This is a genomic window from Mycobacterium sp. (assembly GCF_002863225.1).
In the GTDB taxonomy this organism is placed as follows: Bacteria; Actinomycetota; Actinomycetes; order Mycobacteriales; family Mycobacteriaceae; genus Mycobacterium.
Map to the genome: position 1 here is coordinate 21,987 of NZ_PKEK01000043.1, position 7,359 is coordinate 29,345.

A 7,359-nucleotide genomic window follows, 5' to 3' on the forward strand; every position below is an offset into this window, starting at 1 on the left:
TCCTCCACCCCGGCCCGGCCGGGGTCATCGTCATCAGCGCGCGTCATCGTGCCTGCTTCTCTTGTTGCCGGGGGCTAACTGTCTGCGTCGATTCTTCCGGTTTTCCGGTCAGCGCGGCCACCAATTGGCCGACCATCTGAACCAATTCCAGATCGCGAATCCGCGGCGCACCCACCCCGCCGGCCCGCGGAATCGGCACCTGGATCGTCGAGGTGGTGGCACGGTAGCGCGCACCCGGATAGCGGCGGGCCAGCCGCACCTGCGCCGAATCGGGCAACGTGAGCGGCGAAATTCGCAGCGTGGCAGCGGATGCCGCCGACACCTCGGTGATTCCCGCCGCGCGGCAGATCAGCCGAAGCCGGGCGACGGCGACCAGCAACTCGGCGGTTTCGGGCAGTGTGCCGTACCGGTCGGTCAGCTCCTCGATGACCGCGTCGATCCCGGCATCGTCGGGCGCGGCGGCCAGTCGCCGGTAGCCCTCCAGCCGCAACCGGTCGCTGGGGATGTAGTCCGGGGGCAGATGAGCGTCAACCGGCAGGTCGATCCGAACATCCTTGGGCTCTTCAGGACTGACGACGGTCTGCCCGTCGGCCGCGGCCCGATAGGCCTCGACCGCTTCGCCGACCAGCCGGACATACAGGTCGAAGCCCACGCCCGCGACGTGCCCGGACTGTTCGGCGCCCAGCACGTTGCCTGCCCCCCGGATCTCGAGGTCCTTCATCGCCACCGCCATGCCGGCGCCCAGGTCGTTGTTCTGGGCGATCGTCGCCAACCGGTCGTAGGCGGTCTCGGTCAGCGGATTGTGCTGCGGGTACAGGAAATAGGCGTAACCGCGCTCGCGACTGCGGCCGACCCGGCCGCGCAGCTGATGCAGCTGGGACAGTCCGAAGGTGTCGGCCCGCTCGACGATCAGCGTGTTGGCGTTGGAGATGTCCAAGCCGGTCTCGACGATCGTGGTGCAGACCAGGATGTCGAACTCGCGGTTCCAGAACCCCTCGACGGTGGTCTCCAGCAGTTCCTCGGGCATCTGCCCGTGCGCCACCGCGACCTTGGCTTCCGGCACCAGATCCCGGACCCGCGCGGCCGCCGCGTCGATGGAGCTGACCCGGTTGTGGACGTAGAACGCCTGCCCGTCACGCAGCAACTCCCGGCGCAGCGCCGCGCCGATCTGCTTGTCGTCCTGGGCTCCGACATACGTCAGCACCGGGTAGCGCTCCTCGGGCGGCGTCAGGATCGTCGACATCTCGCGGATACCGGCCAGGCTCATCTCCAGGGTGCGCGGGATCGGGGTGGCGCTCATCGTCAGGACGTCGACATGGGTGCGCAACGATTTGATGTGTTCCTTGTGTTCGACACCGAAGCGTTGCTCTTCGTCCACGACCACCAACCCGAGGTCTTTCCAGCGCACCCCGGTCTGCAGCAGCCGGTGGGTGCCGATCACGATGTCGACTGTGCCGTCGGCCAATCCTTCGATGACAGAACGAGATTCGGCCGGTTCGGTAAACCGGGACAATCCCTTGATCCGGACCGGGAAACCGGCCATCCGCGCGGCGAAGGTCTGCAGATGCTGATCGGCCAGCAGCGTGGTCGGCACCAGCACCGCAACCTGTTTGCCGTCCTGGACCGCCTTGAAGGCGGCGCGGACGGCGATCTCGGTCTTGCCGTAGCCGACGTCACCACAGATCACGCGGTCCATCGGGACCGGCTTTTCCATGTCGGACTTGACCTCGGTGATCGCGGTGAGCTGGTCGACGGTCTCGGTGAAGCCGAACGCGTCCTCCATCTCGGCCTGCCACGGAGTGTCGGGTCCGAAGGCGTGCCCCGCGGTGGCTTGTCGCTTGGCGTAGAGCGCGACGAGCTCACCCGCGATCTCCCGGACCGCTTTGCGCGCTTTGGTTTTGGTGTTGCTCCAGTCGCTGCCGCCGAGCCGGCTCAGCGTCGGCGCCTGACCGCCGACATAGCGCGACAGCTGGTCCAGCGAATCCATCGGCACGTAGAGCTTGTCGGTCTCGTTCTGCCCCCGCTTACTGGAGGAGTACTCCAGCACCAGGTATTCACGACGCGCGCCGCCGACCGTGCGTTCGGTCATCTCGACGAACCGGCCGATGCCGTGCTGGTCGTGCACCACCAGATCGCCGGCGGTCAGGGCCAGCGGGTCGACGGTGTTACGGCGTTTGGCGGCAAGGCGTTTGCCGTCGGTGGCGGTCATCCGGTTGCCGGTCAGGTCGGTCTCGGTGACGATCACCAGGCCGCCGTCCAGGAAGACCACACCGTCGTGCAGCGGGCCCTTGAGCACTCCGACCACGCCCGGTTTGGGCTCGGCGCCCGGCTCCAACAACGTTGCGGGCGTCTCGAATTCGGCCAGCTGCTCGACGACGCGATGCGCGGTCCCGCTGCCCGGCGCCACCACGACGGCGGACCCGCCGGTCGCGACGTGTGCGCGCAGCATCGCGAAGATCGCCTCGACACCGGCGACGGCGCTCTGCCGGTCGCGGACCGACGGCGCGGACCGGATATCGAGTTCGATCGCCGACTCGTCGGACAGCTGGGACAGCGTCCACCAGGGATGGCCGGTCTGGCGCGCGGCGTCTCGCACCTCGCCGAGCCCACGGAAGCCCGAACCGCCGAGCTGTTCGACGTCGATCGGCGAATCGCCGCCGACGGCGGCCACCGACCACGACGCGTCGAGAAACTCGCGGCCGGTCTTGATCAAGTCGGCGGCCCGGGTGCGGACCTTCTCCGGATCGCACACCAGCACCGGAGTGCCGTCGGCCAGCTGATCGGTCAGCAGCGTCATGTCCTCGGGCCGCAACACCGGCAGCAGCGCCTCCATGCCGTCGACCGGGATGCCCTCGGCGAGCTTGGCCAGCATGTCGCCGGGGCCGCCGGTGATGCCGTGCTCGGGTGCCGGCTGCTGTCCGGCGAGCTCAGCCGCCCGGGCCCGCACGTCGTCGGTCAGCAACAACTCGCGGCACGCGACCGCAATCACCGACTCGACGCTGATCTCTGGGATCGACCGCTGGTCGGCCACCGCGAACATCCGCATCTCGCTGACCTCGTCACCCCAAAACTCGACGCGCACCGGGTGCTCGGCGGTCGGCGGGAAGACGTCGAGAATGCCACCGCGGACCGCGAATTCGCCCCGCTTACCGACCATGTCGACCCGGGTATACGCCAGCTCGACCAGCCGGGTGATGACCTGTTCGAAGGCCACCTCGTCACCGAGCGACAGAGTCAGGGGCTCGGCCATGCCCAGCCGCGAGGCCATCGGTTGCAGCATCGACCTCACGGCGGTGACCACCACCTGCAGCGGCGGGCCCAGTCGGGTGTCCTGCGGATGAGCCAGTCGGCGCAGCAGCATCATCCGGGCGCCCACGGTGTCGACCCCGGGTGAGAGCCGCTCGTGCGGCAACGTCTCCCAGGACGGGAACATCGCGACCGCGTCGCCGAGTACGCCGCGCAGCTCGGCGGCAAGATCGTCGGCCTCGCGTCCGGTCGCGGTCACGACGAGCAGCGGGCCCTGGCGCGCGAGGGCAGTGGCGACGAACAGCCGGGCGCTGGCGGGTCCGACCAGCGCCAGTTCATCCGGGCGGTCGGCCGTCAGTTCGATGAGTCGCTGCAGGGTCGGCGTGCGAAGCGCCAACTCCACCAGCCCCGCGATCGGGGTAGCGCTGATTTCTTCTCCCCCTGCGGTCATGATCACCCCATTGTATGGGTGCCGAGCACCGTCAAATTTCGGCCGAGCGTCGTCAAGGATCCGTTAGAAAACCTGCACCCGCCCAGACCGGGCGGAGGCTGAGGACATGACATCGACTTTGCCGGACCTCTTGCCTTCCATAGGTTATGCGGCCTCGCCGCGCTTTCACCCGGCGATCTGGCCGCTCACCGCCCACTCCGACGACGACGGACGACTCTGCATCGGTGACGTACCTCTCACCGACGTCGCCGATGAATTCGGGACACCCGCGTACGTGATCGACGAGGCCGACTTCCGCGCTCGCGCCCGCCGCTATCACTCCGTGCTCAGCGGCGCCGAGGTGCTCTACGCCGGCAAATCCCTGCTGACCATCGCGGTGGCGCGGTGGGCCCGCGAAGAAGGGCTCGGCGTCGATGTCTGCTCGGCCGGCGAGATGGCGACCGCCATGGCCGCCGGTGTCGACAAAGCCCAGATCGTCATGCACGGCAATGCCAAGTCACGCGACGAGCTGCGCGCAGCGGTGCGCTTCGGGGTCGGACGCATCGTGCTGGATTCGACCTTGGAGATCACCGAGCTAGCCGGGTTGGCCGAGGGACGCCAACGAGTGCTGATCCGCGTGACGCCCGACCTCGACATCCACGGCCACCCGGCGGTGACCACGGGCACCCTCGATCAGAAATTCGGGTTCGCCCTGGCCGGCGGCCACACCGTTGACGCCGTGTGCAGAGTGCTGTCCCATCCGAGCCTGCAGCTGGTCGGACTGCACTGCCACCTCGGCTCGCAGGTCCCCGAGGCGGCGATCTACGCCGAGGCGATCCGTCGACTGATCGCAGCGATGGCCGATATCCGCTCGTCGCACGGCATCATCCTGACCGAATTGAACATCGGTGGCGGCCATGGCGTTCCGTACCTCGCCGGCGACCCTGAGCTGCGCGTCGACGAGCTGTCCCGGGTGATCGAAGACGCGCTCGACGACGCCTGCGCCGCCGAGCGCTTCCCACGGCCGACCGTCGTCGTCGAGCCCGGCCGGGCCATCAGCGCGCGGGCCGGAGTCACGCTCTACCGGGTGCGGGGAGTCAAAACCCAGCCCGGTGGGCGAACCTTCGTGGCCGTGGACGGCGGGATGAGCGACAACCCGAGGGCGTCGCTGTATGGCACGAAATACACTGTGGCACTGGTTAATCGACATTCGCTGGCGCCAAGACGTTTGGTCACCGTGGCCGGTCGGCATTGCGAGTCCGGCGACGAGATCGCACGAGACGTGGAGCTTCCCTCGGACGTCCATCCCGGCGACCTGCTGGCGGTCGCGGTGACCGGCGCGTACCACCACAGCATGGCGTCGAACTACAACATGGTCGGACGACCGCCTCTGATCGCGGTGCGCGACGGCCGGGCGCGCGAGTTGGTCCGCCGCGAGACGACCGCAGACCTGCTCTCCCGCGACCTGGGATGAACGACGACCCGCTGCTGCGCGGCAGTGCGCGCCGGCGCTCGCGGCCGGCTACTCCGCCAGGTGCGGGTCGGCTTCCAGATGGGTCAGGCCGTTCCACACCAGGTTGACCAGATGCGCGGCGACCACTTCTTTCTTGGGCTCCCGGGTGTCGAGCCACCACTGGGCCGTCATCGACACCGATCCGACAAGTGCCTGCGCGTACAGCGGCGCGAGGTTGGAGTCGAGGCCCCGACGGGCGAAATCGCCGGCCAGAATCGAGCTGACCTGGCTGACGGCGTCGTTCAGCAGGCTGGAGTAAGTTCCCGAGCTGATCGAGGCGGGCGAGTCGCGGATCATGATGCGGAAGCCGTCGGTGTGCTCCTCGACGTAGGTCAGCAGCGCCAGCGCCACCGTCTCGACCCGTACCCGGGACCGGTTGTTGGTCAGCGATGACGTGATGCGATCCAGCAGGGCCGACATCTCTCGGTCGACGACGACCGCGTACAGACCTTCCTTGCCGCCGAAGTGCTCGTAGACGACGGGCTTGGAGACGTTGGCGCGAAGGGCGATCTCCTCGATCGACGTTCCTTCGTAACCCCGTTCGGCGAACAACGAGCGCGCGATGTCGATGAGTTGGTGGCGGCGCTCGCTACCGGTCATCCTGGTGCGGGGCGCCTTGGTTTCCTTATCCGGCGCAGCCACGCCCTACAGGTTATCCCCCGGCTGCGGTCCGCGATCGGCCCGCACGGTCGTCTAGAGTGGACGCGGTCTTCACCGCTGGTCGCAGCGATCCGTCGTGGTGTAATCGGCAGCACTTCTGATTTTGGTTCAGACAGTTCAGGTTCGAGTCCTGGCGACGGAGCTTTGCGCGAGTGATCGATCGTTTCCTGAGACAGCCCCCGGCCGGTGCGAGCCCACTCAGCCCGCTTCCCAGCTGCACATTCCTTAGCCTTTCCTGAGACCGAGTGCGTAATTCCGGCCCGCTTTTGCTTACTTTCGTTCACCGGTGGATCAGGCTGCGGTCGATTGGTGCTAATTACAGATCGTTTCACGCCGCATATGAGTCGATTTAACAGCCTTTGTTCGAATAACTCGCACCGACTGTTTTAAGCCTGGCCGGGTCGTTCGAAAGTCGCGCCACGCGACGGCGTTGCAGGTCAACGGGTAGAAATGTAGTATCGTCCAACCGACCGGAACTAACATAAGATTCATATACTTAAAGGTTCAGTTCCGTTCAACAATTAAATATCGGTTTGCTCGAGTTTGTTGAGTTCAGGGTTAACTAATCAGCCCCAGCTCATTCAAAAAGCACAAAATGTGCCGCGAAACAAACTGGAAGTCGGCCCCTCGCGAGGGAAGGGTCCCACATGACCACTGTTTCGATGGACAACACCACGACCGAGAAGTTCTTTCTGGCGAGCTTCGTCTGGTGTGTCTTCCCCATCAACTCCGCGCCGGCCTATGACCGGCCACACCTCCGGTGCCCACGGCTGCAGGCCGGTGCGCGTCACGGCGACAGCTGGACACGGTGAGCACGATGACCACCGCGTCCATCGGTCCCGCGCGCGCCGACACGTTCGCCCTCCGCGACAGTCTGGAGTGGTACGACCCCGACATCGATTGCACTCTGGTCGTTTCGTCACCCCGTGCCGATCGGTCGCTCTGGTCGGAGTACGTGGCCGGCGCCTTGCGCAATTACCGCAAGCACGCTGTCGAGTGCGCACTCGACACCGCGGCACTTCAAAGTGGCGCCGACACGGTGATGTTCTTTGCCGTCCTCGACAGCGCCGGCCGAACCGTGGCCGGTTTGCGGGCGATCGGTCCATTGCGCTCGGCCGAGGACTCGCACGCGCTCGTCGAGTGGGCGGGTCAGCCCAGCCAGCGCCTGGTGCGCAACATCATCAACGACCGGGTGCCGTTCGGAGTCCTGGAAATGAAGTCGGCCTGGGCAACCGACGACCCGGAGCGCAGCCACCGCATCACCGAGGCGATGGCACGGAGTGCGTTCCACATGATGGCGCTGCTCGACAACCAGTTCTGCATGGCCACGGCGGCGGCGTATGCACTGAACCGCTGGCGCTCCTCCGGCGGGGTGGTATCCCCCATCCCCGCGACGCCTTACCCGAGTGAGCGATACCAGACCAAGATGATGTGGTGGGACAGCCACGATTTCGTCAATCATGCCAAGCCGGAACAGGTGTCCAAGATCTTGACCGAGACCCAGTACCTG

5 protein-coding genes and 1 tRNA gene are annotated in these 7,359 nt (G+C 66.5%); 4 read left to right on the forward strand and 2 right to left on the reverse strand.

What is annotated here, in order from left to right; genetic code table 11:
• Positions 1-43: 43 nt before the first annotated feature.
• Entirely contained in the window at positions 44-3,697 is a 3,654-nt protein-coding gene (gene mfd, locus CYU59_RS13935) for a transcription-repair coupling factor (RefSeq protein WP_292990467.1), read from the reverse strand.
• Positions 3,698-3,803: 106 nt separating this feature from the next.
• Here mfd and lysA point away from each other — a divergent pair, with 106 nt between their 5' ends.
• Positions 3,804-5,150, forward strand: coding sequence for a diaminopimelate decarboxylase (gene lysA, locus CYU59_RS13940; RefSeq protein ID WP_292990470.1), 1,347 nt, complete (start codon positions 3,804-3,806; stop codon positions 5,148-5,150).
• A gap of 48 nt (positions 5,151-5,198) precedes the next feature.
• Here lysA and CYU59_RS13945 read toward each other — a convergent pair whose 3' ends face one another.
• Positions 5,199-5,789, reverse strand: coding sequence for a TetR/AcrR family transcriptional regulator (locus tag CYU59_RS13945; protein ID WP_292990480.1), 591 nt, complete (start codon positions 5,787-5,789; stop codon positions 5,199-5,201).
• Between the two features lie 130 nt (positions 5,790-5,919).
• Between CYU59_RS13945 and CYU59_RS13950 the strand changes: the two genes are divergently transcribed.
• The 3 genes from CYU59_RS13950 to CYU59_RS13960 all read left to right on the forward strand — a co-directional run.
• Positions 5,920-5,991 (forward strand) — tRNA-Gln (locus tag CYU59_RS13950).
• Between the two features lie 505 nt (positions 5,992-6,496).
• Positions 6,497-6,661 carry a hypothetical protein gene (locus CYU59_RS13955; protein WP_292990473.1) on the forward strand — a complete coding sequence of 55 codons (165 nt, stop codon included), beginning with the start codon at positions 6,497-6,499 and terminating at the stop codon, positions 6,659-6,661.
• 5 nt (positions 6,662-6,666) lie between these two features.
• The coding region (locus CYU59_RS13960; protein ID WP_292990475.1) for a hypothetical protein at positions 6,667-7,359 on the forward strand (693 nt) is incomplete at its 3' end.